This is a genomic window from Aquibium pacificum (assembly GCF_040839445.1).
In the GTDB taxonomy this organism is placed as follows: Bacteria; Pseudomonadota; Alphaproteobacteria; order Rhizobiales; family Rhizobiaceae; genus Aquibium; species Aquibium pacificus.
Genome location: NZ_JBDPGJ010000002.1, coordinates 785377 through 806865 on the forward strand (window position 1 = coordinate 785377; position 21489 = coordinate 806865).

A 21489-nucleotide genomic window follows, 5' to 3' on the forward strand; every position below is an offset into this window, starting at 1 on the left:
CCTATATGGCAGAGATGGAGAAAAGATCATCGGGAGGATCAGAAAAGATGCTTCATTCCATCGAGCCGCGCAGCTTGAAAGTGCCCGGACGTGCATCGTCTCTTTCCCTGAAGGACATCACCGCGCAAGCCGGTGGCCTGCCGGATTTCGACCGGCACGAGCAGGTCTGGCTCGGGCGCGACGAGAGCAGAGGCCTGACCGCGATCGTGGCCGTGCACGACACCACGCTGGGTCCGGCGCTGGGCGGCACCCGGGTGTGGCCGCATGAGAGCTTCGAAGCGGGCCTGACGGATGCGCTGAGACTGTCGCGCGGCATGACATACAAGGCCGCGATCGCGGGTCTCGACCTCGGCGGCGGCAAGGCAGTGATCATCGCCGATCCGAAGACGCAGAAGACGCCCGAGCTGCTGCAAGCCTACGCGGAGATGCTGCGCGCCCTCGACGGCCAGTTCTACACCGGCGAGGATGTCGGGCTGACGCTGGAGGATGCCGACTTCCTTCGTGCCCGGACCCCGAACGTGACCGGGACGACCAGCGGCGGCAGCGGTAATCCCTCGCCCGTGACCGCGCACGGCGTGTTTCTCGGCATCAAGGCAGCCCTGCGCCATCGCCGCGGCAAGGACAGGTTGGCGGGAATCCGCGTCGCCGTCCAGGGACTCGGCTCCGTCGGCTGGTCGCTCGCAAAGAAACTCAGCCAGGAAGGCGCGTTTCTCACCGTTTCAGACATCGATCCGGCGCGTGCGCAAAAGGCGGTCGACCACCTCGGCGCGCGGTCGGTCCTGGGCAATGCCATTTTGGAGGCGGACGTGGATGTCCTCGCCCCTTGCGCGCTCGGCGGCATTCTTTCGCAGGAGACCATCCCGCTCCTGAAGGCCTCGATCGTGGCTGGCGCGGCCAACAACCAGCTTGCTACTGACCGGGACGACAACCTCCTGAGGGCGCGCGGCATCCTCTATGCGCCGGACTACGTCATCAATTCCGGCGGCCTGATGAACGTCGCGGCCGAACTCGCGCCGGGCGGCTACGACGCGGACGCGACCATGAAACGGGTCGCGAGAATACCGGAGACGCTGACGGCGATCTTCAGACGCGCGGAAGAGGAGGGGAAGACGACCGAAGAAGTCGCGGAGGCGATGGCCGGCGAAAGGCTCGCACGCGGTCGGAACCGAGGCACCACGCGCGTCCGCCGGTAACGCCCGCGGTCGCTGTCCGGTTGAGAAGAAACGGTCAGTGCGAGGGGACGCCCTCGTATGCCGCCTTGCCCCAAACCTCCTCGACGCGCGCGTTGCGGCCGCAGGCATAGCGGTAGTAGCGGTACTTGAGCGGGTTCTTCTTGTAGTAATCCTGATGATAGCCCTCTGCCGGCCAGAATGGCCCGGCGGCTTCGATTGGGGTCACGACTTCCTTGCCGAGCGCCTGCTGCGCATCGGTCTTCGCCTTCTCGGCCGCCGCTTTCTGCTCGTCGCCGTTCACGTAAACGGCGGTCGTATAGGCATGCCCGCGGTCGCAGAACTGACCGCCGGAATCCGTCGGGTCGACGGTGTGGAAGAAGACGTCGACCAGCGTCTCGTAATTCACCCTTGCAGGATCGTATTCGATCCGGACCACCTCACGATGACCTTCGTGGTTCGGGTAGGTTGGGTTCTCGAGCGTTCCGCCGGAGTATCCCGACGTCGTCGAGACGACGCCCGGCACCTTGTCGAAATCGGATTCCACGCACCAGAAGCAGCCGCCCGCGAAGATGGCGGTCTCGGTCTGCTGGGCCATCGCGGGCGCGAGAAACCCGCCGGCGAGGACGAATGAAGCTGCGATGAGGCTGCGAAGCATCGATTTCTTCTCCATTTTCCGGAGAAATAATTCAGCGGCGCAGCGTTTCAAAATCAAGCCGTGACACGCTTGCGTGAGCGTACGACCGGCGTCAACCGTACGCCCCGCGTCTGCTCGTCCGGCTGTCGAGCCATCTCCGGATCTGCCCGAAGTCGCCGCCGAACGCGCGCTGCTTCAGTTCCTCATAGGCGATCGAGCAGTACATGGCGTCGCCGCCCGCCAGTCGCTGCGACGTCGCGGAGTCCTCGCAGCCGAGATAGATGACCTTCAGCCTCTCGATGGACGTTGCGTCGAGGCGGCCCGCCTCGCCGGCATGCGCGGCAGGAGCAAGCAGCAACGCACATGCGAAGGCGCATGAGAGCACGGGTGAGGAGGGGAGTTGCTGACGAACCTTGGCAATCATGGCGATTCTCCTGGCAGGCCGGTCTTCCGGCTTGAGGAGAGAATCTATGCCCAGTGTTCCCGTGCGCGCATGAGGCGGATGTCCCGGAGCGGGCGGTTATCGGCCGGTCCGGCGGTTCCTGGCTGGGACCTCGGTCCCGGGGGGGCCTGAAGAGGTCCCCAGGCCGACCTCGCGGGCCGCGACGATTGCCTGCGCCCTTGTGGTAGCCCCGAGCTTGTCGTAGATCGCCGTCACATGATTGCGCACGGTCTTTTCGCTGATGCCCAGTTCCCCGCCGATCGCCTGGTTGTCGAGCCCCCGGGCGAGGAGGTCGAGCACTCCACGCTCCCTCGGCGTCAGTCCGAAAGCATCGATCCCGCCTTCCGACGCGGGCAGGAAATCATGCAGCGCGTGCACGAACGTGCTCCACGCGGGTTCGCCGGCAAGCAGGAAGTGATTGGGGCTGTCCAGCTGGAGAAAGTGCGCGTCCGGGATGATCTGCGCGAGCCGCCGTCCTTCTTCGATTGGAGCCACCGCATCGCGGTCGGGATGAGCGACGAGCGTCGGACAGGCAATTCTTGCCGCGGAGTCGCTCACGTCGATATCGAACATGATCCGCGTCAGTGCCGCGGCATTGGCCGGCGACGTCGCCCGGCGCTGCAACTCGCACCACGAGCGAAGGTGCTCCATCGAACCTTCGGGTTGGAACTGCGTCGCAAAGGACCGCATGAAGGCGGAATCCTCCTGCCCCCAGCCAAGCTCGAGCATGTCGAGCATCACCTTCGCCTTCTCCGGTTCGAGCGGGATGGACGAGCGCCGGTTCCGCCCTCTCGCATATGTGCCGTAGAGGACGAGGTGGCTGACGCGCGCGGGATGCCTTCCGGCAAAGTCGATGGCGACCGCCCCGCCCTGGCAGGTTCCGATGAGGGGGAAGCTGTCGAGTTCCAGTCTGTCGGCAAGGGCTGCGAAATCCTGCACCCAGGCATCGAACGAAAGGTTCGAGACATCCCGGTCGGACAGGCCGCAGCCGCGCGGATCGTAGCGGATCAACGTATATCGGGAAGAGAGTGCATCGAGCCAGGGCTGCCAGGCGACGCTCCGACCCTGGTATTCGAGATGGGTCAGCCAGCTCGGCATCAGCACGACTGGAGGACCGCTCCCGCTCACCGCATAGGCGATCTGGGCGCCGTCGAAGCTCCTGACATATCGCACCTGTTGACCCGGCATCGCATCCGTCCGTCGGCTGGTGGGGCGGCTAGACTAGCGCACCAAACGCGGAGAAGATACCCGTCGGGCTTCAGCGACCCGCCGACAGCGCCTCCACCTGCGCCCTGAGTTCGGCAAGCTGCTCCTCGAGAGCAGCGACGCGCGCTTCGAGATCGGATTGCGGGGCGGAATGGGGTTGCGCGGCGGTTGCGGCCCGAACTGCCACGGTCACGGGACCGCTGAGGAGATGCGCATAGCGGTCCTCGCGCTGGCCGGGGCCGCGCGGCACGAGCTGGACGAGCGGAAACTTGCGCCCGATGAGAAGGTCCATGTCGGCCAGAAGCTCCTCGACGGAGCCGTAACGTGCCATGCGCTCGCTGCGCGACAGGAGTTCGTAGGCCGTCTGCGGACCACGCAGCATCATCAGGCCGAGCAGCGAGGTCTGGCCGCGCGTCAGCGAGAAACGCTGGCCGAGCAGATGCTCGAAACGCTCCACGCGAGACCCCGAGACCTGCCGGACGAGGCCTTTGTCCTGCAGCGACTTGAAGGCACGGTGGATGTCTGCCGCATCGAGGCTCATCACAGGTTCGCGCGCCGTCTTCTGGTTGGCCGCCGACTGCATGGCGTTGAGCGTCAGCGGATAGACGTCGGGCGTCAGCTCCTTTTTCTCGATCAGGGAGCCGAGCACGCGAGCTTCGATGGCATTGAGGAGGGGGAGGTCTGAGGCTGGGGTGTCCATGCCGGCCTATGTGGCAAATGGGTGTGGTAGCGGCAAGAAAAAAACCTGCGTCAGAGCGGCGCGAAGGCCTCGCCGACCGCAGCCCCGTGTCGTCGCAAATCCTCGTCGGGGGATGCGGCGAGGTACGCGAGCAGGCTGGCATAGGAAACCGACACGAAGGACACCTCGTCGCCATCGACCCTCTGCGCGAAGTCAGCGATCTCGTTGCGATGGGCAGCATGCAGTTCGGACGAAATGGCTCGCCCGTCCGGCCAGTGCGTCGGCTCGGCGTGAAGATAGACGAGGGTCGGCAGCTTTCCCGACTTCGCCGCCTGCGTCCGCAGTCCGAGCGCGTGCTTGACCAGTTGCGCGGCGTCGAGCCTGTCGAAACGCATGGACCCATCCATCAGGCCGTCGCGGACCGCCTCGAACCCCGCCATCCGGTCGCCCCAGACCCGGCGACGATACGCCTCCGACAGTGTCGGCACAGCCTTGGTGCGAAACGGCTCGTAGCGTTTCGATTCGACGCCGATCAGAAGCTTGGGGGTCTCGATCACCGCGTCGAGCCAGGGATGGCGGCCGCCGCTCCAGGGAAAGCGCAGGCAGCGTTCGACATCGACGCGCACCGGCCGATCGAGCGCGGGTAGTCCCGGAAAACCCGGAAACGTGTCCCCGCGCAAGCAGAACCATCCGAAGAAATTGACGGCCAGCGCCGCGGAAGATTCGGGGCTTGCGAACTTACCGCTGTCGATCTCGTTGCCGGGCGCCGCCTTGAGGCGAGCAAGCAGGGATGCCGCATCGAGATGCGGCAGGAATCCGCTGAGTTCCAGATGCGACGCGGTCACACCGCCCGTTCTACCATCATCTTCTTGATCTCGGCGATCGCCTTGGCCGGGTTCAGGCCCTTCGGGCAGGCCTGCGTGCAGTTCATGATCGTGTGGCAGCGATAGAGCCGGAAGGGGTCTTCGAGATTGTCCAGCCGCTCGCCGGTGGCCTCGTCGCGGCTATCGATCAGCCAGCGGTAGGCCTGCAACAGCACGGCCGGGCCGAGATAGCGGTCGCCGTTCCACCAGTAGCTCGGGCAGGAGGTCTGGCAGCAGAAGCACAGGATGCACTCATAGAGCCCGTCGAGCTTCTGCCGGTCCTCGTGGCTCTGCAGCCACTCCTTGGCGGGCTCGGGCGAAACCGTCTTGAGGTAGGGCTCGATCGAGGTCAACTGCGCGTAGGGCACGGTCAGGTCCGGGACGAGGTCCTTGACCACCGGCATGTGCGGCAACGGGTAGACTCGCACTGCGCCGTCGATCTCGTCCATGCCCTTGGTGCACGCCAGTGTGTTGGTGCCGTCGATGTTCATGGCGCAGGAACCGCAGATGCCCTCCCGGCAGGAGCGGCGAAGGGTCAGCGTCGGATCGACCTTGTTCTTGATCCACAGAAGCGCGTCGAGCACCATCGGCCCGCAATCGTCCATGTCGACATGGTAGGTGTCGACGCGCGGGTTCTGATCGTCGTCCGGCGACCAGCGGTAGATCCTGTACTCGCGCAGGTTTGTCGCGCCTTCCGGCTTCGGCCAGGTCTTGCCGGGATTGATCTTGGAGTTCTTGGGGAGGGTGAGTTCTACCATTGATTCAAACCTGTTTCAGGTGAGTGCCCGAGCGCGGGCGCTCTCCGGGTACGGGGCGAGCTTGTCAAGGAACCTGGTGTCGGCAGTCATCATCGTGGCGTCGTGCCGGACGGCGCAAGCGAGGTACAGACAATCGTAGACGGAGTGCCGCAGTCGCGCAGCCAGCGAGAATGCGTCCGAGACGAGTTGCCGGTCGGGAATGAACGTGCCGATGGCGGACTGCACGGCTTCCAACGCGCGAGCGCCATTCTCGGCCTCGAACTGACCCAGCGCAATCTTCGTCCGCAATGCATTGGCCACTTCGACCACGAGAAACTCCGGTGCTATCAGGTCGTCGTTCGTTAGTAGAAACCGTCTTGCTTCCTCACGGCCATCTTCGATGATGACCCATTTGATCGCTATGGAGGCGTCAACCACCCAGCGCACGATCGCGCTCCTCGCGCATTTGCCTAATGATCTCGACCGAGTCCGTCTGAGCTACGCCTTTCGGGGTCGTCGCGGCTATCTCGTCGATGCGGCTGACGATTTCCCGGCGCCGCTGGTGGTCCTCCACGGCGCGCTTCAGAACGCCCTCGATCTCCGTCTCGACCGGTCTGCCGTGGATGGACGCCATTTCCTCGATCGCCTTCACCAGCGTTGCGTCTTCAAGCCTGATCGTGATCTCGCCCATTTCCGGACCTCCTTCGGCCCTTTAGCCTAATACACCCGCGCCTTGGGCGCGATCTTGGCCAGGCTGATGCCGCCTTCACTTTCCGGCAGCATGGTGTCGGTGTGCACCGGCCGGTAGTCGAGCCGCACCTCGCCGGCGTCGTTCACCCAGGACAGCGTATGCTTGCGCCAGTTCACGTCGTCGCGGCTGTCGAAATCCTCGCGGGCGTGCGCGCCGCGGCTCTCCTTGCGCGCCTCGGCGCCGTAGACCGTGGTGATGGCGCAGGCCATCAGGTTCTCGAGTTCCAGCGTCTCGACCAGGTCGGAATTCCAGATCATCGAGCGATCGGTAACCTTGAGGTCCGAAAGCTCTCCCCAGATCGCGGAGATGCGCCGGCAGCCGCTCTCGAGCGACTCCTGCGTGCGGAACACCGCGGCATCTTCCTGCATGGCCTTCTGCATCTTTTCGCGCAGCACGGCCGTCGGCGTGGCGCCGTCGGCGTGGCGGATGCGGTCGAAGCGCGCCATGATCCGGTCGACCGCCACCTCGTCGATTGAGGGGATGGCGGACGTCCGATCCACGACCTGCCCGGCGCGGATGGCTGCGGCGCGGCCGAAGACCACGAGGTCGATCAGCGAGTTCGAGCCGAGGCGGTTGGCGCCGTGGACGGAGGCGCAGCCTGCCTCGCCGACGGCCATCAGGCCAGGCGCGACGCGGTCCGGTTCGGCCTCGGTCGGGTTCAGCACCTCGCCCCAGTAGTTGGTCGGGATGCCGCCCATGTTGTAGTGCACGGTCGGCAGCACCGGAATCGGCTCCTTGGTCACGTCGACGCCGGCGAAGATTTTCGCCGATTCCGAGATGCCCGGCAACCGCTCGTGCAGCACGGCCGGGTCGAGGTGGTCGAGGTGCAGGAAGATGTGGTCCTTGGCCTTGCCGACGCCGCGGCCCTCGCGGATCTCCATGGTCATGCAGCGCGAGACGACGTCGCGCGAGGCCAAATCCTTGGCCGAGGGCGCGTAGCGCTCCATGAAGCGTTCGCCTTCAGAGTTGACGAGGTAGCCGCCCTCGCCGCGCGCACCCTCGGTAATCAGGCAGCCGGCACCGTAGATGCCGGTCGGGTGGAACTGCACGAACTCCATGTCCTGCAGCGGCAGGCCGGCCCGCGCGATCATTCCGTTGCCGTCGCCGGTGCAGGTGTGCGCCGAGGTGGCGGAGAAATAGGCGCGGCCGTAGCCGCCGGTCGCCAGCACCACCATCTTGGCGGCGAAGCGGTGGATCGTGCCGTCGTCGAGGTTCCACGCCACGACGCCCGTGCAGACCCCGTCGGTCATGATCAGGTCGAGCGCGAAATACTCGATGAAGAACTGGGCGTTGTTCTTGATCGACTGGCCGTAGAGCGTGTGCAGGATGGCGTGGCCGGTGCGGTCGGCCGCCGCGCAGGTGCGCTGCACTGGCGGGCCGTCGCCGAAGTTCTGCATGTGGCCGCCGAAGGGCCGCTGGTAGATCTTGCCCTCTTCCGTTCGGGAGAAGGGCACGCCGTAGTGCTCCAGCTCGTAGACGGCGGCGGGTGCCTCGCGGGCGAGGTATTCCATCGCGTCGACGTCGCCCAGCCAGTCGGAACCCTTCACCGTGTCGTAGAGGTGCCACTGCCAGTGGTCGGGACCCATATTCTGCAGCGAAGCGGCGATGCCGCCCTGCGCGGCCACCGTGTGCGAGCGGGTCGGGAAGACCTTGGTGATGCAGGCGGTCTTCAGGCCCTGCTCGGCCATGCCGAGCGTGGCGCGCAGCCCTGCGCCGCCGGCGCCCACCACCACGACGTCGAACTTGTGGTCGACGAAGGTGTAGGCCTTGCCGTTCGCGGATGTTGCCTTTGCCATAGGAGCGTCAGCCTCCGAATGCGATCTTGAGCAGAGCGAAAAGGCACGCTCCGCCGACGACGAGGACGAAGAAGAGATTGAGCATCAGGAGCACGAGCTTGAGCCCCTCGCCGTGGATGTAGTCGGCGATGATCTCTTCCATGCCCGACCGCATGTGGTCGAGCGTGATGACGACGAACAGTCCGAGCAGGATCGCCACGACCGGGTGGGCGAGCATCGCCCTGGTCTCGAGATAGCCCGAGCCGAAGGTCGCCAGCACCAGCCAGATGGCGAAGAGGCTGAGCGGAACAAGCGCGACCGACGTGACGCGCACGCGCCAGAAATGCGCCGTTCCGCCCCTTGCCGAACCGAGGCCGCGCACCCTGCGCAGAGGTGTCTGCATGTCGGCCATCGTCACGCTCCAACCACGAAGACGGCGATCCAGGTAAGCAGCGTCAGCGCCAGTGAACCGGCGAGCGTCGCCCAGGCGAGCGTCGTGGCGGTGTGCTTGTCCATCGCGTAGCCGGTGTCCCACAGCAGATGGCGCATGCCGCCGAGCAGATGATGCCAGAGCGCCCAGGTGAAGCCGATCAGCACGAGGATGCCGATCCAGGAACCCATGACGCCCTGGGCGAGGCCGAAGGCGTCTTCCGACGTCGATGCGGCGACCAGCCACCACGCCACCAGCAACATGCCGAAATACAGCGCACCGCCTGTAATGCGATGCACGATCGACATCATCATCGTGGGGATCGGCTTGTAGATCGAAAGATGCGGCGAGAGCGGGCGTGGCTTCATGCCGGGACGGGTGGCTGTCGAGTTGCTCATGGCTCCCCCAGTTCGGACGGCGCGGCCGGATGCGCGATCTCGCTCCGTCAGCAGCCTATGGATGGGCGCTTTCTAGAGTGCTTTTCGCACCGCGTCAAAGCCGCAAAAAGCTTGGCCGGCCTGATATTTACTCCCCGCACGGGTTCAATCGTTTGAACCGGACCAGGCCTGCGGCGTCCGTCGGCCCGCCGGGCTGGCGCGCATCAGCGGAGGCAGGTTCCGGGCTCCTCGCCGGCTTTCATCCACAAGGCTTCGCCGTCCTCGAGAACCAGGGCGTATGCACCGGATCCGTAACGGGCGCGCGAGCCGGCGGGGGAGGCGGGCAGTTCGACCGGTTCTCCCGACGCATCCGTGACGACGACGGAGGTCCCGCGGTTTTCGATGACCACTTCCGAACCGTTCTCGCAGTGATAGCGGGTCGGCATCGACGTGAACGCCGCCGGCGACGCGGACATCCCATGGGGACTGCTGCCGACGCAGGCTGACAGGGCGGAAATGAGGGGAAGCGCGAGGAAAAGGCTCAGGCGCGGTTTCGAATCGATGGCCATCGGGCGCCGACAGTAGTGGCCGTGCGGCTGCGGAATCAACGGGTCCGCCGGCTGACCCTGGGGGAGGGCGGGCAGCCTACTTGCCGTCGAAGCGGATGACGTAGCTCGTCCAGTCCGCCGGCGCGGCGATCTGTTCGTAGAGCTTCCTGCCGTCCTCGGGCTGGCGCGGCGCATTCAGGATGAGCTTGGTCCAGCCGCGCTCCTCCGCCTGGTCCGCGAGCACGTCCACCATCGCCTTGGCGATGCCCTTGTTGCGGTGATCGTGGTGGACGTAGATGTGGTCGCAGGCGCCGCAGCGCATGCCCGACACCGGCTCGGGAAGATCCGTGAAGACCGCGAAGCCGACGAGTTGCCCGTCCATGCGCGCGCCGAGCACCTCGGCCGTGCGGTCCTGCAGCAGCGATTCCGCATAGTACTGGTCGGGACGGCGCGGCGCGCCGCGCTTCAGCGCCTGTGCGTAGGCCGCCAGCAGCGGCGCAAAATCAAGGGCATCCTTGAGACGCAGGAGAGCGATCTCGACGGCGGGTTGTGGGGTGGCGGTCTGTTTGATCATCCGGATTCCTTTGGGGATATTAACCATGTCTGTCAATTGCCTGGCGCAGTCCGGCACCTTCCCCGGTGACTTTGGTTAAGAAAGCGTTAAGTTCGGGTCCGAGGAGGCTCGAAGCCTGGAAGGAAAGGACACGAGCCATGCGCTTGAATTTGAAATCCATCGTCGGTGGACTCTGCGGAGTCGTTCTGGCGGCGACAGCGGGAAGCATCGCGACATCGTCCGCCGTGCTTGCCGGCGGTCTTCACGATCACGTCTATGCCGACAGTTTCGGCAACCTGATCATCCGCAGCCCGGCGGGGTACAAGCGGATCGTGGTCGGGCAGGGCCACCTCGCGCAGGAACTGGCGGCCTACACGAGAACCGGCAGCGCCGACGTGGTCTATCTCGACGAGACGGACGACGCATATGGCTACGAGCGGCCGTGCCGCGCGCCCGGCGTCCTCCTCCACGGGCGCAGCTACATGTACGGGCTGGCCGACAACGTGGTGCCCGTTCTGCGGCATCCCTGCCGGTAGGACCAAGCCGCGTCTGGCCCTCTTTTCGACACCTTTCTTGCTCCAATTCCGGCCGGGAAGGTTAACGAAGGATGAACCGGAGCCGGAGTGCGCATGAGTGACGCCGCGACAGCCCGCCGACTGAAGGACCATTCCGCGTCGCTGGAGACGATGACGCGGTTCGTTCTCGCCACGCTCGCGCTGGCGTCCGGCGTCTATACCTATCTCGGGGTGCGCAGCCTGCTCGACGGAACCGCCGCGATCGTCTTCTTCGCGGCGGTCATCTACTCGGCGGCCGTGTCGGTCGGCATCTACGGCTTCTGGACGTATCTCATGCGCTTCCTTCCGGAGATGCGCGACGGCTCTTCGCGTCTGGCGCTCCTCGGCATCATGGCGCTGGGCTCGGCGATGATCATTGCCATGTCGTCCTGGCTCAACGCTGCGGCGCTGGCGGGTTCGGCCGCCGTCGAGCAGCATCTGGCGGAGACGCTCGAGGACTACACCGCCGACCTCGACCAGGCCAACACCAACGCGCTCGGCGCGCTGTCGCTGCTGCCCGACATCCAGCGCGCGGAAGAGCGTTTCGCGCGGCTGGCCGACGACGAGCGCAGTTCGGGAGCGCTGACCGGCACCTCGGGCTCGGGCAGCGTCGTCCAGCTCCTCACGCAGATGTCGGCGCAGATGCGCGAACTCGAAGCCAACATTCGGTCCACCCAGGAGGTGGTTTCCGAACTCTTCCGGGAAGGTCAGGGACGCCTCGCTGCCATGCGCGGGCTCGTCTCCGAATCGGGCGCCATCGCGCCCCGGTCCGACCGGTTCGCGGAAGAGGCCGTGGCGCTCGCCGGCGTGATCGCCTCCCTCGAACAGACCTCGGTTGCGCCGTCGGTCGCGCGCGCCGCGCAGGACCTCTCCGGAGGCTTCATCGCTCCGGTGGCCGACGGAAGTACGGCCGACCTCGCCGGCCGCCAGGACCAGGTGATGGCGACGATCCGCGCCTCGGTCGACGCGCAGTCGAAGGCCCTGTCGGACGCGGCGGCCGAGATCCTCGCTCAGCCCAAGGTGACCGAGCGGCGTTACGTGCCCCTTTCGGCGGCCGAGGCCGTGCTGCGTTACGCCGGCGACTTCATTCCGAGCTGGGCCGGCGCCATCTCGATCGATCTCCTGCCCGGGGTGCTCGTCGCCATCATGGGCGTGGTCCAGGGCGCGATCCGGCGCGGCGACGAAAATCTCGCCGATGCCGACCGGATCACCGCCGCGGACATGCTGCGCTCGCTGGAACTCCACGATGCGCTCTTGGCGCGCCGCGCCACAGCGGCACCCGTGGAGGAAGTCGCGGTGGCGCCGAATGACGTCGAACCGGCTGTCGCGACCGTCCATACCCGTCCGTCCGCCGGCGAAAACGTCACCCCCATTCCCTTTTCCGAACGCAAGAGGCAGGACCCGTGAGCGTGAAAGACGCAAACCTTGCCGGCAGCCCGGCGATCCCCGGACAAACCGGGCGTGAGAATGTCCTGCTGCGCTATTTTGGCCGGTTCGACGAAGGCGAGGTGATACGCTGGGCGTTTCGCGGATTGCTCGCCGGAGCCGTCGGCGTGCTGGTCTTCGACTTCCAGGACCTGTGGGGCAATCAGCCGCTGTTTTCCAGCGAACCGACCAGTCACTTGGCCGCGCCGGCGGTGCTGCCCCCGGCGGTGACCGTCAGGGGCGGGGACGATGCGTCGGCGACGGTCGACCCGCGCGAGAATGTCACCACCGACGAGGCGGCGCTCCGTGCGCCTGTCGTCTTCGCGTTGCGGCAAGGCGGCCTGCTCGCTGTCGAAGGCTACATAGATACTGGGTCGAAGGCGCGTTTCGAGGCCGAACTCGCGGCGCGCGGCGAGTACGTCAAGACGGTGTCGCTGAATTCGCCCGGCGGGTCGCTCGACGACGCCATCGGGATGGCCACGCTGATCCGCGAGCGCGGGCTCGCCACCGAGGTCGAGGACGGCGCGCTGTGCGCCTCCTCCTGCCCGCTGATCCTCGCGGGCGGAACCAACCGGACGATCAGCGCCAAGGCCGCCGTCGGGGTGCACCAGTTCTATTCCGCCAGCACCGAACCGTCCGATCCGGCACAGGCGATGGCCGACGCCCAGGCGACCACCGCGCGCATCTCGCGCCATCTCGCCGCCATGGGCGTGGACGCGGCGCTCTGGCTGCACGCGCTCGATACGCCGCCGCGCTCGCTCTATTATCTGTCGGCCGATCAGATGCGGGATTACGGGCTTGCCACCGGGAACGCGCAGGTCGCGGCGAAGTAGGGCGCAGGCGGACCTTTCATCCGTCGCGGTGGGAGCGCCGGTCTTCTGAAGTGCCGGAGAAGTAGGGCCGGGCGACCCGCACGCAGTCCCGCCCCGCCTCCTTGGCCTCGTAGAGCGCGAGGTCGGCGCGCCGGAGCATGTCGGAGAGCGTATCTGTCCGGGTAAGTTCCGCGACGCCGAAGCTGGCGGTGGGCCTGAGACCATGGGGTGCGCCCTCGATCGGGGTCGCGGCGAACGCGCTGCGGACGCCTTCCGCAAACAGTCTCGCCGCGGGACCGTCGACACCGGACAGGATGACGGCGAACTCCTCGCCGCCGATGCGTCCGGCAATGTGGTTTTCCGAAACCGCCTCGTGCAACTGCCTCGCAAACGCTGCGATTACCTTGTCGCCGACGGCATGTCCGAATCGGTCGTTCACCGACTTGAAGTGATCGAGGTCGCAGATGACGATCGATGCCGGCAGGTTCGGCTTTGCCATATGCTGTCCGATCGCCCGCGCCCGCTGCTCGAAACCACGCCGGTTGAGCAGGCCGGTGAGAGGATCCGTCTCCGATCTAACCGTCACTTCGGTCAGCACGTCGCGCAAGAGGATCACGAGCATCATCAGCCCCACCGCTACGATCAGGACGGCGCCCATGGACTGTGACAGGACCCCGTACAACGTATCGACATAGTTTTGCGGACGATCGCCCACTCCGAACATTTCTGCCAGGAACGGCTTGCCCAGGAAGTGCAGGCTGCTGACGACGAGCAGGGCGCACAGTGCCCTGTCGAGGGAGCGCGGATTTGGCGTGCGCGCAACGATCCAGGCCGCGACGGCCTGCATCAGGAAGTACGGAGCCTGGTACAGGAAGTCGCGCACGAACAATGAACGCGGCATATCGTAGATCGCGAGGTTAAGCGGAAGCGACACGATAAGGATGCCGGCGAGCAAACGCCACGGAATGGGCTGCCGGTAGGTACGGCCCAGTCCCGCATTGAAGAATGCGAAGGCCGTGATCGAAAGCGAGAAGGAGGCAAAGACGAAGAAGCGCGCGTCCTCGGCAACCGACACCAGCCATTCGGCCCCGTAGCTCGCCATACCCAGGATGAAGCCGGCGGCGATCCAGCGAGCAGGCCGGCTAACTTTCTCGTAGGTCGCCGCCCAGGCAAACGCGCTCGCAAAGAGCCCTGCCACCAGAAGGTTGATGGCAAGGATGTATTCTGCCTGACTCATCTTGGTTCCCACACCTAATGGAAAAGACCGATAAGGCAGGGAGACCAAAAACTCGTTAATCGGCGTTTTGCCGCCGGACTGGCGGGGAAGATCCCGCACGCGAGCGCGGTCGTTCCGGCAGGGAGCGGCAAGCCGCCACGACGGCGGCTTGCCCGATCGTCACTTCCAGTCGCGGATGTCCACGAAGCGGCCGGCGATCGCGGCGGCCGCCGCCATGGCCGGCGACACGAGATGCGTGCGGCCCTTGAAGCCCTGCCGGCCCTCGAAATTGCGATTCGAGGTGGAGGCGCACCTTTCGTGCGGTTTCAGCCGGTCGTCGTTCATGGCCAGGCACATTGAGCAGCCCGGCTCGCGCCAGTCGAAGCCGGCGTCCTTGAAGATCCGGTCGAGACCTTCGGCCTCCGCCTGTGCCTTCACCAGGCCCGAGCCTGGCACCACCATGGCGTCGACCCGCGGATTGACCTTGCGGCCTTCGACGACCTTGGCCGCGGCTCTGAGATCCTCGATGCGGCCGTTCGTGCAGGAGCCGATGAAAACGCGGTCCAGCTCGATGTCGGTGATTTTCGTGCCCGGCTGAAGGCCCATGTACTCCAGCGCGCGGCGCTTGGAATTGCGCTTGTTCTCGTCGGCGATGGCTTCCGGGTCCGGCACGATCCCCGTCACCGAGACCACGTCCTCGGGCGAGGAACCCCAGGTCACGACCGGGGGCAGTTCGGCCGCATTGAGCACGACGACCTTGTCGAAATGAGCGCCCTCGTCGGTCTTGAGCGTCTCCCAATAGGCCTTGGCCATATCCCACGCGGCGCCGGTCGGCGCCTTGGGCCGGCCCTTGATGTACTCGTAGGTCTTCTCGTCGGGCGCGATCAGGCCGGCGCGGGCACCGCCTTCGATCGACATGTTGCAGACCGTCATGCGGCCTTCCATCGACAGCGCTCGGATCGCCTCGCCGGCATATTCGATGACGTAGCCGGTACCGCCGGCCGTGCCGATCTCGCCGATGATGGCCAGGATGATGTCCTTTGCCGTGACGCCCTCGGGCAGTTGCCCGTCGACGCGCACCAGCATGTTCTTGGCCTTGTTCTGGATCAGCGTCTGGGTGGCGAGAACGTGCTCGACCTCGGATGTGCCGATGCCGTGCGCCAGCGCGCCGAAGGCGCCATGCGTGGAGGTGTGGCTGTCGCCGCACACGATCGTCATGCCGGGCAGGGTGAAGCCCTGTTCTGGACCGATGATGTGGACGATGCCCTGCCGCACGTCGGCGGCGTCGTAATACTCGATGCCGAAATCGGCGGCGTTCGTGGCGAGCGCATCGACCTGAATGCGGCTTTCCTCGTTCTTGATGCCGAACTTGCGGTCCGGCGAGGTCGGCACGTTGTGGTCCACGACGGCGAGCGTCTTCTTGGGGTGGCGTACCTGCCGCCCGGTCATGCGCAGGCCTTCGAAGGCCTGCGGGCTGGTCACCTCGTGCACGAGGTGCCGGTCGATGTAGAGCAGGCAGGTACCGTCTTCCTGGCGGTCGACGACGTGGTCGTCGAATATCTTGTCGTAAAGCGTGCGTGGTGTGGTCATTGTGCTGTTCCGGTGAAAGCGTGTCGGGAGATCGGCGCGGCGGCCGCGGCGTCGTCAGGCAAGACGAAGTCGCGCGTTCAGCGGTCCCGAGATGCGCGCGAAAAAGCGCGCCGGCAGGCGCTTCCTGTCCTGCAGGACGAACCGCGTGTAGGTCGGGTCGCCGAAAAGTGCTTCCATGGCCCGTCACATAGCAACATTGGGGCCTGCCAGCAAACATTTCGCATCAGGGTTTCGGCTTCACTCTTCCGGCCGCTCGGTCTCCGCCCGGGTCGGCTCGTGCAGGCCGTCGCCCTCTTCCTTCATGTTCAGCTTCCTCTCGACGATACGGAGGAGCGTCAGGACAATGATGGCCAGCACCGTGGCGTAGACGGCAATTCCCCAGAAGCCGAACCCACAAGCGAGGCCGATGGAGCCGGCCAGCCACATCCCGGCACCCGTCGTCAGGCCATGGACTTCGCCCTTCGCGAAGACGATCAGCCCTGCCGCCAGGAAGGCGACGCCCGCCGTAACCGCTTCGATGACGCGCAGCGGATCCATGCGCACGATGTCAACTTCGAAATAGGCGGAACGAGTGATCTCCACGGACAGGATGGCCACGAGCGCGGCGGCGAGCGCCACGAGTATGTGGGTGCGAAGACCCGCCGGACGTTGCCGCCACTCGCGCTCGAAGCCGACCACGGCACCGAGAAGTGCCGCCAGCGTCAGGCGGGCCGCGATGACGGAAAAAGGCAGCCAGGACGAGTGGCCGATGTCGTCGAGTAGTTCTTGCATCGTGAACCTGCGCGAATGGGCAAACTGCCGGGAAAGCGCCGGGTTCCCGGGCAGGGTCAGGTCGCAGAAAATATCTCGGAGCCGGTAACGACGTCGACCCCGGCGAGCAAACCCTCCGTCGCTGCGAAGAAGCCCTTCGAGCCGGCGCCTGCATTGTGAGCCTCCATCGCGGCACGGGTCTGCAAAACGCTCGTGGGTGACGAAAACGCCTGTTATGTCACCAGCGGTGACGAAGAAGGAAAGGGTGCGCGGCTCGTTCTTCGCCGCAAAGTCGCCGACCTCCACCAGGGCCGCCCGCACAGCGTCTTCCGCTCCGGGCTTGCAGCGGATGGTGGCGGTGAGCGTGATCATCGGTGAATGCCTTCGTCAGGATCGCGGATATGCGGCCAGTATGCACGGTCCGGGCCGCAGGGAAATCCCATCGAAAAAAGCGGGAACTCCAATCTCGAAATGAGCCCCAGCGACCGCGATCAGGAGACCCGAAAAACGAATGCCTTCACCAACACCTCCGGTTCCGCGATGGCGAAGGCGCGGAACGGGGGGCTTTCCTCGACGGCGCGCCACCTCCCCGACGCTTCCAGTTCCTTGAACTTCCGGCGGAAACCGCCCGTTTCGAGAATGCTGTCGCGAACGGTCAGGATCACGTGTCCGCCCGGCTTCGTGATCCTGGCGATGTCGTCGAGCGCCGCCGCGGGGGCATGTCCTTCCGTGAAGACGCCGGTCGAGAACACAGCGCGGAAATGCCCGTCCGGCCAAGGAAGCTCCTGGCCGAGTTCGGCCTGCCTGAGGGCGGTGTAGGCTCCGCGGCTTTCCGCGATGCGCAGCATGTCGGCCGACAGGTCGAGCCCTTCGATGGCCTCGTAGCCCAGCGCCTTGAGGTACGGGCCGGTCAATCCGGTTCCGCAGCCCGCATCGAGCAGGGGACCTTCGCCCTTCTCGACGTAGCGTGCGACCCAGCTCGTGATCAGGAAAGGAAGGCAGTAGCCGAGTTCCGCCGTCTCGCGGTCGTAGCTCGCCGCCCAGGCGGCGTAGGCGTGCGCCAGTTCTCCCGGTGTGCTCGCGGCATAGACGAGATCGAGGGCGCGTTTGTCGGTCATGACGATCCTTTCATTTCCTGGGCTCGCCGCAGACGTCGCTCCAGCGCCCTCAGCGCCAGCGAGAGGCCGACGGTGAGGAGCAAATACACGTATGCGACGATCGAATAGGTCTCGAAGAAGCGGAAGGAGCCGGACGCGTAGATCTTGCCCATCTGGGTGATGTCGGCGACCCCGAGCACCGAGACCAGCGAGCTATCCTTCACCATGGCGACGAAGTCGTTGCCGAGCGGAGGCAGGATGATGCGGACCGCTTGCGGGAGGACGACCAGCCGGAACCGCTGGAAGGGCGAAAGGCCGAGCGCCTTGGCGGCTTCGACCTGCCCTGCGTCGACCGACTGGATGCCGGCGCGGAAAACCTCCGCGATGAAGGCCGAATAACCGATCGTCAATGCGATGATCGCCCGCCACAAGAGCGACACGTCGCGCACCAGCAGCGGCTCGACGATACCTGCCCGGTGCAGCGGCGCGGCGAGAAAGTTCCAGCCGACGACGAGCGCCGGTGCGCCGACGAAGGCGATCCAGAACAAAAGCACCAGGATCGGTATGCCGCGGACGATCTCGACGTAGAAGCGCGCGACCTGCCGCAGCACGACCGATCCGGACAGCGCCATCAGCGCGATCCCGAGACCGATCAGGCAGGCGAGCGCGAAACCCACGACGGTGACGAAAACCGTGATGCCGATGCCTTTCGCAACCACGCCGAAGACCTGCGAATAGAGGTCGCTCGCGGCAATCGCCAGGGCGGCCGCGACCGCGATCAAAGCAGCGGCGGCCAGCCAGTACGGGAATTCCTTGCCGGAAGCGGGCTTCGGCTGCGCAGCCAGATCGGTAGCCGGCCTCACTCGCCCATCTTGTAGTCGAGGAACCATTTGCGGTTCAGGGCGTCCAGCGTGCCGTCGGCGCGCATGGCAGCGATCGCCGCGTTGATCGGCGCCACGAGGTCGGATCCCTTGGGGAAGATGAAGCCGAAGTCCTCAGTGCCGAGCGGCGCGCCGACCAGCTTCAGGCCACCGTCCGATGCATCGACGTAACCCTGGCCGGCCGTCCCGTCGGTCAGCACCACGTCGACGTCGCCGGTCTTCAGCGCCTGCACGGATGCGCCGAAGGTCTCGAAGAGCTTGATGCGCGGATTGGCCTCGTTGCCGTCCAGGACGTCATAGACCGCCACGTAGAACGGCGTCGTGCCGGCCTGCGCGCCGACCAACCCCTTGTCGAAGGCGGCGAAGGATTTGGCGTCGTTGAATCGTTCCTCGTCGCCGCGCACCAGCATGAACATCTCGGAGCGCATGTAGGGATCGGAAAAATCGACCTTCTCCTTGCGGTCTTCCTTGATCGTGATGCCGGTCATGCCGAGATCGTACTGGCCGTCGGAGACGGCCTGGATCATCGCGTCCCAGCTGGTGTTCTGGTAGGCGACGTCGAAATTCAGCCGCTTGGCGATCTCGTTCATCGCGTCGTACTCCCAGCCGATCTCCTCGCCCGTCTTCGGGTCGACGAACTGCAGCGGCGGATAGGCGTTTTCGGTCACCACCACCACGTCGCGCCCGCCGAGGTCGGGCAGAGCCTGCGCGCTCGCGGCAAAGGGAGAAAGCGCGGCGGCAACAAGGGCGGCGAAGAGTGGTCTCAAGAGGTTCGTCACGGCGGGTCTCCTGTGAAACGGGCGCTTGCATGGAAGTGAGCAGGCTTCGAGCTTACCCCGCCTGCGCCGGCGCGCAAGCCGTGGCGGCGTGGAGTTCCGCCGCTCCGCGGGCGAGCCGGCGTCAGTGGATCCTGACGCCCTGGCGCACCAGTTCCGCCTGGACCGCCGCCAGGTCGACTTCCGCCACGTCGAGGCCCGCCTTCACCGCCAGTGCCGCCGCCACGCCGGCACCCTGGCCGGCCACCGCGCAGCAGGCCATGTTGCGCGTCGCCGCATGCGCGATGCGGTCGCCACCGATGGCGCGGCCGGCGACCAGCAGCCCCTTGACCTTCTTCGGCAGCATGGCGCGGTAGGGGATGTGCATGTAGCGCCCGGTCGTGGGCAGGATCAGCACGCCGTAGCCGTCGATGAACTCCGGATAGATGCCGATCGTGTCCTCGAACCGGCCCTGCCGGCGCGCGTCAGTCTCGGTCATGTTGTAGACGGCGTCGATCTTGCGCGTGTCCCGGATGCCGATGCTCATGCCGAAATTGCGCAGCCGCACGCCGTCGCAGCCCGGCATGAAGCGCCGCAGCGCCTCGACGGCAAGCATGGCCTGCCGCCTGCCCTCGATCTCGCCGCGTGTCATGCTGTCGGGATCGGTCCCGTCGATGCCGGCGAGGTGGACGAGGTTCATGTAGGTCAGCTCGCCGCTGTCGTGCACGGCGCCCCATGTGCCCGCAATGGTGCTGAGATGCGCCGGGATCAGCCCCTCCTCGATCGCCTTGCGGAACGGCTTCTTGAGAAAAGGCGAGAACATGTCGTCCTCCTTACCGTCCGTCTCGACCGTCCACTCTCCCGTCGACCAGTCCTTGTACGTCTGCGGATCGGCCGCCACCTCGGCCATGAAGACCTTCTTGTCGACGCCCGCCAGGTGGAACATGACGCTCGCGGCCTGCATCTCCTCGACCGGCGTCTTCACGGTCGGCGCTCCGGCGCGATGGGCGACGTCGGCATCGCCGGTCGCGTCGATCACCACCTTGCCCATGATCGCCTCGCGGCCCGCCTTGGACTCCACGATGATCCCCGCCACCCGGTCGCCCTCCATGACGGGGGCGACGAAGCTGCGGTGCAGCATGGGATGGATGCCGGCCTCCTCGACCAGCCGGTCGGCGACGAGCTTGAAGCCTTCGCTGTCGATCTCGTAGCTGAGCGACTGGCTCTCGGGCACGGCCGCCCCCATCTGGCGGGCGCGTTCCTCGAACTCGCGTCCGATCCCGTTCGCCTCCACCGTCGCTTCGTGGCGGTACCAGGCGAAGCCTTCTACGCCCACCACGGTGATGTTGCCGCCGAAGCAGCCGAAACGCTCGACGAGCGTCACCTCGGCGCCCGCCCGCGCTGCCGCCAGAGCTGCGGAAAGCCCGCCGGGCCCCGCCCCTACGACGAGGATCTCGGTCGTGTGAACGATGTCCGTGCGGCGGGCGGGTTCGGTGATCGATCCTGGCGGCAAGGGAACCTCGAAGATTGCGGAATTGGCTGGAATGGGCCGGAAGATAGGACGTCGGCTCATGATCCGCATGCCGAAAAGCGTCGCCGCGAGGCGCGTCGGCGGCGGTGGCCGGCGCCGATCGATGCCGGTGGCCTTGCCGCACATCCTTTCCGTTGTTTGACCGAGCGCAAACAGGCTCGCGGCTTTCTCCGTTATCCCCTCTCCCGGCGGCGCGACACGACGCGCGGATGAATGAAAGGACCACGGACATGAAGAAACTGATTGCAATGCTGGCGCTCGGGGCGGCGATGGCGATCGCCGGCGCGGCGAATGCGGCCGAGCACGAGATCAGGATGCTCAACAAGGGCGCAAAGGGCGCCATGGTTTTCGAGCCGGATTTCGTGCGGGCCGAGGCGGGCGACACGCTCCGTTTCGTGGCCGTCGACAAGGGGCACAATGCCGAGACCATGAAGGGCATGATCCCCGAAGGTGCTGAGCCGTTCAAGGGCAAGACCAATGAGGAAGTCTCGGTCACCCTCGACAAGGAGGGCGTCTACGGGGTCAAGTGCCTGCCCCACTACGCCATGGGCATGGTGCTGCTGGTCCAGGTCGGGAACGCGGTGAACCTCGAAGAGGCGAAGGCCGTCAAGCAGACCGGAAAGGCCAAGAAGACTTTCGCGGAACTGTTCGATCAGGTCCAGTAGCGGACTGCGGCTGGTAGACCGCGACCCTTCAGCCGAAACTCCTGCT

26 protein-coding genes are annotated in these 21489 nt (G+C 65.8%); 5 read left to right on the plus strand and 21 right to left on the minus strand.

Annotated features, from left to right (window positions below):
• Positions 1-47 precede the first annotated feature (47 nt).
• Positions 48-1193 carry a Glu/Leu/Phe/Val family dehydrogenase gene (locus tag ABGN05_RS10185; RefSeq protein ID WP_367953894.1) on the plus strand — a complete coding sequence of 382 codons (1146 nt, stop codon included), beginning with the start codon at positions 48-50 and terminating at the stop codon, positions 1191-1193.
• A gap of 34 nt (positions 1194-1227) precedes the next feature.
• Here ABGN05_RS10185 and msrA read toward each other — a convergent pair whose 3' ends face one another.
• From msrA to ABGN05_RS10250, 13 genes are all read right to left on the minus strand, one after another.
• Positions 1228-1827 (minus strand): peptide-methionine (S)-S-oxide reductase MsrA, encoded by a 600-nt coding sequence (msrA, locus tag ABGN05_RS10190; protein WP_367953895.1) that lies wholly within the window; start codon positions 1825-1827, stop codon positions 1228-1230.
• Between the two features lie 91 nt (positions 1828-1918).
• A complete protein-coding gene (locus tag ABGN05_RS10195; RefSeq protein ID WP_367953896.1) occupies positions 1919-2230 on the minus strand; it encodes a hypothetical protein in 312 nt (103 codons plus the stop codon).
• 96 nt (positions 2231-2326) lie between these two features.
• Complete coding sequence (locus ABGN05_RS10200; RefSeq protein ID WP_367953897.1) at positions 2327-3436, minus strand: alpha/beta fold hydrolase; 1110 nt, start codon at positions 3434-3436, stop codon at positions 2327-2329.
• Positions 3437-3506: 70 nt separating this feature from the next.
• Positions 3507-4154 carry a YceH family protein gene (locus ABGN05_RS10205; protein ID WP_367953898.1) on the minus strand — a complete coding sequence of 216 codons (648 nt, stop codon included), beginning with the start codon at positions 4152-4154 and terminating at the stop codon, positions 3507-3509.
• Between the two features lie 50 nt (positions 4155-4204).
• Positions 4205-4978, minus strand: coding sequence for a PGN_0703 family putative restriction endonuclease (locus ABGN05_RS10210; RefSeq protein WP_367953899.1), 774 nt, complete (start codon positions 4976-4978; stop codon positions 4205-4207).
• A complete protein-coding gene (locus ABGN05_RS10215; RefSeq protein WP_367953900.1) occupies positions 4975-5754 on the minus strand; it encodes a succinate dehydrogenase iron-sulfur subunit in 780 nt (259 codons plus the stop codon). The genes ABGN05_RS10210 and ABGN05_RS10215 overlap by 4 nt, the downstream gene beginning before the upstream one ends.
• A 15-nt stretch (positions 5755-5769) precedes the next feature.
• The gene (locus ABGN05_RS10220) at positions 5770-6180 is read right to left on the minus strand and encodes a type II toxin-antitoxin system VapC family toxin (RefSeq protein ID WP_367953901.1); all 411 of its coding nucleotides are present in this window, start codon (positions 6178-6180) and stop codon (positions 5770-5772) included.
• Entirely contained in the window at positions 6164-6424 is a 261-nt protein-coding gene (locus tag ABGN05_RS10225; protein ID WP_367953902.1) for a hypothetical protein, read from the minus strand. Before ABGN05_RS10225 ends, ABGN05_RS10220 begins: the two co-directional genes overlap by 17 nt.
• Before the next feature lie 26 nt (positions 6425-6450).
• Complete coding sequence (gene sdhA / locus ABGN05_RS10230) at positions 6451-8280, minus strand: succinate dehydrogenase flavoprotein subunit (RefSeq protein ID WP_367953903.1); 1830 nt, start codon at positions 8278-8280, stop codon at positions 6451-6453.
• Positions 8281-8287: 7 nt separating this feature from the next.
• Positions 8288-8671 carry a succinate dehydrogenase, hydrophobic membrane anchor protein gene (gene sdhD, locus ABGN05_RS10235; RefSeq protein WP_367953904.1) on the minus strand — a complete coding sequence of 128 codons (384 nt, stop codon included), beginning with the start codon at positions 8669-8671 and terminating at the stop codon, positions 8288-8290.
• Between the two features lie 2 nt (positions 8672-8673).
• Positions 8674-9087: a succinate dehydrogenase, cytochrome b556 subunit gene (gene sdhC / locus ABGN05_RS10240; protein WP_367953905.1), complete on the minus strand. Its 414-nt coding sequence runs from the start codon at positions 9085-9087 to the stop codon at positions 8674-8676.
• A gap of 203 nt (positions 9088-9290) precedes the next feature.
• Entirely contained in the window at positions 9291-9542 is a 252-nt protein-coding gene (locus ABGN05_RS10245) for an MliC family protein (protein WP_367953906.1), read from the minus strand.
• Positions 9543-9711: 169 nt separating this feature from the next.
• Positions 9712-10188 (minus strand): GNAT family N-acetyltransferase, encoded by a 477-nt coding sequence (locus tag ABGN05_RS10250; protein ID WP_367953907.1) that lies wholly within the window; start codon positions 10186-10188, stop codon positions 9712-9714.
• Positions 10189-10325: 137 nt separating this feature from the next.
• Between ABGN05_RS10250 and ABGN05_RS10255 the strand changes: the two genes are divergently transcribed.
• The 3 genes from ABGN05_RS10255 (at position 10326) to ABGN05_RS10265 (ending at position 12979) form a co-directional block, all read left to right on the plus strand.
• Positions 10326-10703: a hypothetical protein gene (locus ABGN05_RS10255; RefSeq protein WP_367953908.1), complete on the plus strand. Its 378-nt coding sequence runs from the start codon at positions 10326-10328 to the stop codon at positions 10701-10703.
• A 93-nt stretch (positions 10704-10796) separates the two neighbouring features.
• The gene (locus tag ABGN05_RS10260) at positions 10797-12128 is read left to right on the plus strand and encodes a hypothetical protein (protein ID WP_367953909.1); all 1332 of its coding nucleotides are present in this window, start codon (positions 10797-10799) and stop codon (positions 12126-12128) included.
• A gap of 2 nt (positions 12129-12130) precedes the next feature.
• Positions 12131-12979 carry a COG3904 family protein gene (locus tag ABGN05_RS10265; RefSeq protein ID WP_367953910.1) on the plus strand — a complete coding sequence of 283 codons (849 nt, stop codon included), beginning with the start codon at positions 12131-12133 and terminating at the stop codon, positions 12977-12979.
• Between the two features lie 16 nt (positions 12980-12995).
• Here the strand turns inward: ABGN05_RS10265 and ABGN05_RS10270 are convergent, their stop codons facing one another.
• The 8 genes from ABGN05_RS10270 to ABGN05_RS10305 form a co-directional block, all read right to left on the minus strand.
• Positions 12996-14195 carry a GGDEF domain-containing protein gene (locus ABGN05_RS10270; protein WP_367953911.1) on the minus strand — a complete coding sequence of 400 codons (1200 nt, stop codon included), beginning with the start codon at positions 14193-14195 and terminating at the stop codon, positions 12996-12998.
• Between the two features lie 159 nt (positions 14196-14354).
• Entirely contained in the window at positions 14355-15764 is a 1410-nt protein-coding gene (leuC, locus tag ABGN05_RS10275) for a 3-isopropylmalate dehydratase large subunit (RefSeq protein WP_367953912.1), read from the minus strand.
• A gap of 54 nt (positions 15765-15818) precedes the next feature.
• A complete protein-coding gene (locus tag ABGN05_RS10280; RefSeq protein ID WP_367953913.1) occupies positions 15819-15941 on the minus strand; it encodes a hypothetical protein in 123 nt (40 codons plus the stop codon).
• A 60-nt stretch (positions 15942-16001) separates the two neighbouring features.
• Positions 16002-16535 carry an MgtC/SapB family protein gene (locus tag ABGN05_RS10285; protein ID WP_367953914.1) on the minus strand — a complete coding sequence of 178 codons (534 nt, stop codon included), beginning with the start codon at positions 16533-16535 and terminating at the stop codon, positions 16002-16004.
• 470 nt (positions 16536-17005) lie between these two features.
• Positions 17006-17632, minus strand: a complete 627-nt coding sequence (locus ABGN05_RS10290; protein ID WP_367953915.1) for a class I SAM-dependent DNA methyltransferase — start codon at positions 17630-17632, stop codon at positions 17006-17008.
• Positions 17629-18474, minus strand: a complete 846-nt coding sequence (locus ABGN05_RS10295) for an amino acid ABC transporter permease (protein ID WP_367953916.1) — start codon at positions 18472-18474, stop codon at positions 17629-17631. Before ABGN05_RS10295 ends, ABGN05_RS10290 begins: the two co-directional genes overlap by 4 nt.
• A complete protein-coding gene (locus ABGN05_RS10300; RefSeq protein ID WP_373695925.1) occupies positions 18471-19259 on the minus strand; it encodes a transporter substrate-binding domain-containing protein in 789 nt (262 codons plus the stop codon). The genes ABGN05_RS10295 and ABGN05_RS10300 overlap by 4 nt, the downstream gene beginning before the upstream one ends.
• Before the next feature lie 133 nt (positions 19260-19392).
• Complete coding sequence (locus tag ABGN05_RS10305) at positions 19393-20820, minus strand: FAD-dependent oxidoreductase (RefSeq protein ID WP_367953918.1); 1428 nt, start codon at positions 20818-20820, stop codon at positions 19393-19395.
• A gap of 188 nt (positions 20821-21008) precedes the next feature.
• Between ABGN05_RS10305 and ABGN05_RS10310 the strand changes: the two genes are divergently transcribed.
• Positions 21009-21443: a pseudoazurin gene (locus ABGN05_RS10310; RefSeq protein ID WP_367953919.1), complete on the plus strand. Its 435-nt coding sequence runs from the start codon at positions 21009-21011 to the stop codon at positions 21441-21443.
• Positions 21444-21489: the final 46 nt, after the last annotated feature.

Excerpts from the sequence above, each read along its gene's own strand:
- ABGN05_RS10185 (WP_367953894.1), top strand. The coding sequence starts at position 48 with ATGCTTCATTCCATCGAGCCGCGCAGCTTGAAAGTGCCCGGACGTGCA.
- msrA (WP_367953895.1), bottom strand. The coding sequence starts at position 1,827 with ATGCTTCGCAGCCTCATCGCAGCTTCATTCGTCCTCGCCGGCGGGTTT.
- ABGN05_RS10195 (WP_367953896.1), bottom strand. The coding sequence starts at position 2,230 with ATGATTGCCAAGGTTCGTCAGCAACTCCCCTCCTCACCCGTGCTCTCA.
- ABGN05_RS10200 (WP_367953897.1), bottom strand. The coding sequence starts at position 3,436 with ATGCCGGGTCAACAGGTGCGATATGTCAGGAGCTTCGACGGCGCCCAG.
- ABGN05_RS10205 (WP_367953898.1), bottom strand. The coding sequence starts at position 4,154 with ATGGACACCCCAGCCTCAGACCTCCCCCTCCTCAATGCCATCGAAGCT.
- ABGN05_RS10215 (WP_367953900.1), bottom strand. The coding sequence starts at position 5,754 with ATGGTAGAACTCACCCTCCCCAAGAACTCCAAGATCAATCCCGGCAAG.
- ABGN05_RS10225 (WP_367953902.1), bottom strand. The coding sequence starts at position 6,424 with ATGGGCGAGATCACGATCAGGCTTGAAGACGCAACGCTGGTGAAGGCG.
- sdhA (WP_367953903.1), bottom strand. The coding sequence starts at position 8,280 with ATGGCAAAGGCAACATCCGCGAACGGCAAGGCCTACACCTTCGTCGAC.
- sdhD (WP_367953904.1), bottom strand. The coding sequence starts at position 8,671 with ATGGCCGACATGCAGACACCTCTGCGCAGGGTGCGCGGCCTCGGTTCG.
- sdhC (WP_367953905.1), bottom strand. The coding sequence starts at position 9,087 with ATGAGCAACTCGACAGCCACCCGTCCCGGCATGAAGCCACGCCCGCTC.
- ABGN05_RS10245 (WP_367953906.1), bottom strand. The coding sequence starts at position 9,542 with ATGTCCGCGTCGCCGGCGGCGTTCACGTCGATGCCGACCCGCTATCAC.
- ABGN05_RS10250 (WP_367953907.1), bottom strand. The coding sequence starts at position 10,188 with ATGATCAAACAGACCGCCACCCCACAACCCGCCGTCGAGATCGCTCTC.
- ABGN05_RS10255 (WP_367953908.1), top strand. The coding sequence starts at position 10,326 with ATGCGCTTGAATTTGAAATCCATCGTCGGTGGACTCTGCGGAGTCGTT.
- ABGN05_RS10260 (WP_367953909.1), top strand. The coding sequence starts at position 10,797 with ATGAGTGACGCCGCGACAGCCCGCCGACTGAAGGACCATTCCGCGTCG.
- ABGN05_RS10270 (WP_367953911.1), bottom strand. The coding sequence starts at position 14,195 with ATGAGTCAGGCAGAATACATCCTTGCCATCAACCTTCTGGTGGCAGGG.
- leuC (WP_367953912.1), bottom strand. The coding sequence starts at position 15,764 with ATGACCACACCACGCACGCTTTACGACAAGATATTCGACGACCACGTC.
- ABGN05_RS10280 (WP_367953913.1), bottom strand. The coding sequence starts at position 15,941 with ATGGAAGCACTTTTCGGCGACCCGACCTACACGCGGTTCGTCCTGCAG.
- ABGN05_RS10285 (WP_367953914.1), bottom strand. The coding sequence starts at position 16,535 with ATGCAAGAACTACTCGACGACATCGGCCACTCGTCCTGGCTGCCTTTT.
- ABGN05_RS10290 (WP_367953915.1), bottom strand. The coding sequence starts at position 17,632 with ATGACCGACAAACGCGCCCTCGATCTCGTCTATGCCGCGAGCACACCG.
- ABGN05_RS10305 (WP_367953918.1), bottom strand. The coding sequence starts at position 20,820 with ATGAGCCGACGTCCTATCTTCCGGCCCATTCCAGCCAATTCCGCAATC.
- ABGN05_RS10310 (WP_367953919.1), top strand. The coding sequence starts at position 21,009 with ATGAAGAAACTGATTGCAATGCTGGCGCTCGGGGCGGCGATGGCGATC.